The sequence below is a fragment of the Deinococcus aerolatus genome (genome assembly GCF_014647055.1).
Lineage (GTDB): Bacteria > Deinococcota > Deinococci > Deinococcales > Deinococcaceae > Deinococcus > Deinococcus aerolatus.
Genome location: NZ_BMOL01000057.1, coordinates 1 through 2304, shown reverse-complemented (window position 1 = coordinate 2304; position 2304 = coordinate 1). Strand labels below are relative to the sequence as shown.

The 2304-nt window shown below is 53.3% G+C and carries 1 protein-coding gene; it reads left to right on the top strand.

Annotated features, from left to right (window positions below):
* Positions 1 to 49 precede the first annotated feature (49 nt).
* The coding region (locus IEY31_RS18470; RefSeq protein WP_188974420.1) for a hypothetical protein at positions 50 to 2304 on the top strand (2255 nt) is incomplete at its 3' end.

The window sequence follows — 2304 nt, the reverse complement described above, 5'->3', positions numbered from 1 at the left end:
TAGAATCTCACCTGTCTACAACTCTCATATTTACCATTTAAGGAGAACTGTGCTCACACCGAAAGTTTCCCGTACTTTTCTATTGTCTTTCGCGTTGCTGCTTTCGGCCTGCGGACAGGTTAAAACGCCTGTAGGCAGCATTGATTCATTGCCCACGACTTCCTCAGTGGCATCCAGCCTTAATGCGAACGTCGCTGTTGCACATAATCCTTCCACAAGCGTGGGGGTCAGCCTCCACAGTCAGGGCATTGCGCTGCCCACTGCTCTGGCAGATTTCTTCTTCCTGGAGCCGCTGAACAAGGTAGGAAAGAGTGACAAAGACAAGTTTGATTTTTCGCTTGCTTCTCTTCTTACGGTCACTGTCTGCCGTGTCAGTGGCCCGACGTGCATAGTTCTCGAAACGCTCAATAGCAATAGCTCTACGGGGAGCCAACTTCGTTTGGCCGGCAACAAATACATGACCAAATGGTCTGGAAAAACAGCCACGCTGGTCCCAGGAGACATCGTTCGTCTCTCCGTTTCCATCACCTCGCTCACGCTCGGCAGTATGGATATCACCGTCCTCGATAAAGGGAAGCTCCGCTTGCCGACCGGCGAACTGAGCGGTCTTGATGGCGATAAAAACATCGAAATTAAATTCGGTGTTAACCGCAATCCGATCATTCAGGGCCATGCCCTGGCCGTCTCTGGCAAAACAGCGACACAGATTGCCGCCGCACTCAAAGCTGAGTTCCAACTCAGTGGTGAAGTCACGGCGCAGATTCTGAAAAATGAACAATACAACTCAACACAGGTTGGAGCGGCGCTCAAGACGGTCTATACCCTGGGTGACACGGCTACAGCCACCACGCTCAAAGCTATTGACTTCGCCGCCCCAGAAGTGAGCTTGGCACTGAAGAACGTTTTCTCCCTCACCGATATTGCCAACGCGACGATCTTGAAGGGGACTGGTTTCGCGGTTGACCAGGTCACGGTAGGGCTTAAAGAGGTCTACAACCTCAGCGGCGCCACCAACGCCGCGGTGCTGAAAAGTGTCGGTTTCGCCGCCAGCCAAGTCGCCCTCGGCTTGAAGACGGTCTACAATCTGACCGATATTGCCAACGCCACGATCTTGAAGGGGACTGGTTTCGCGGTTGACCAGGTCACGGTGGGGCTTAAAGAGGTCTACAACCTCAGCGGCGCCACCAACGCCGCGGTGCTGAAAAGTGTCGGTTTCGCCGCCAGCCAAGTCGCCCTCGGCTTGAAGACGGTCTACAATCTGACCGATATTGCCAACGCGACGATCTTGAAGGGGACTGGTTTCGCGGTTGACCAGGTCACGGTGGGGCTTAAAGAGGTCTACAACCTCAGCGGCGCCACCAATGCTGCGGTGCTCAAAAGTGTCGGTTTCGCCGCCAGCCAGGTCGCCCTCGGCTTGAAGACGGTCTACAACCTGACCGATGTCGCCAACGCGACGATCTTGAAAGGCGCTGGCTTTATCTCGGACAATGTGGCAAAGGCCTTGAAGGACACCTATAACTTAAGTGCGAGCGGCGCCGCCACCATCCTGAAGACAACTGGATTCACGGTAGACCAGATCGCCAGTGGACTTAAAACAGCCTTCTCAACGAGCGCTTCTGAAGTTGCCAGTATCTTCAAAGGACTCAGCTACAGCGCCAATGACATTACAAGTTCGCTGAAGAATGTTTTCGTCTCGAGCGCCACTTCTGTGGCGCAAACCTTGAAAGATTTGGGCTATACCCCCAACGAAGTGGCCCAGGGACTGAAATCCTTTTACGCCAAAGCTGATAGTGAAGTGGCCAGTATCTTGACGACCGTGGGGGTTGCTCCTGAAGATATGGTTCTGGCCGTACGAGCGATTTTCGGAAGTAGCCATGCCAGGGCCGCGCTAATTCTTAAAGGACTGGATTACACAGATGGAGCAGCTGCCGCCGTACTCAAGGCCATTGGCCTGAGCCAGAATGAGCTGGCCCTGGCCCTGCAAGCTGGCTTTGGCAGTACGCCCGCAGCAATTGCCTTAACATTCAGGGGGCTTGGGTATACGGCCCACAACGTTGCTTCTGTTCTTAGAACAGTATTCGGAAGTGATGTGAACGGTGTGGCCTCAGCATTAAATGGTGCAGGCTACGCGCTGACTGACATTGCTGTAACGTTAGAAAATGCCTATGGTCTGGCCGCCAAAAATGTGGCCGCTATCTTCAAGAGCGTCTTAGGCCTTTCGGATGATTCAATCAAATCTACATTTAGCGATTTGGGGCAAGATCTTGGAGATTTCTTTACGAATGCTGCCTGTACCATTGCCGG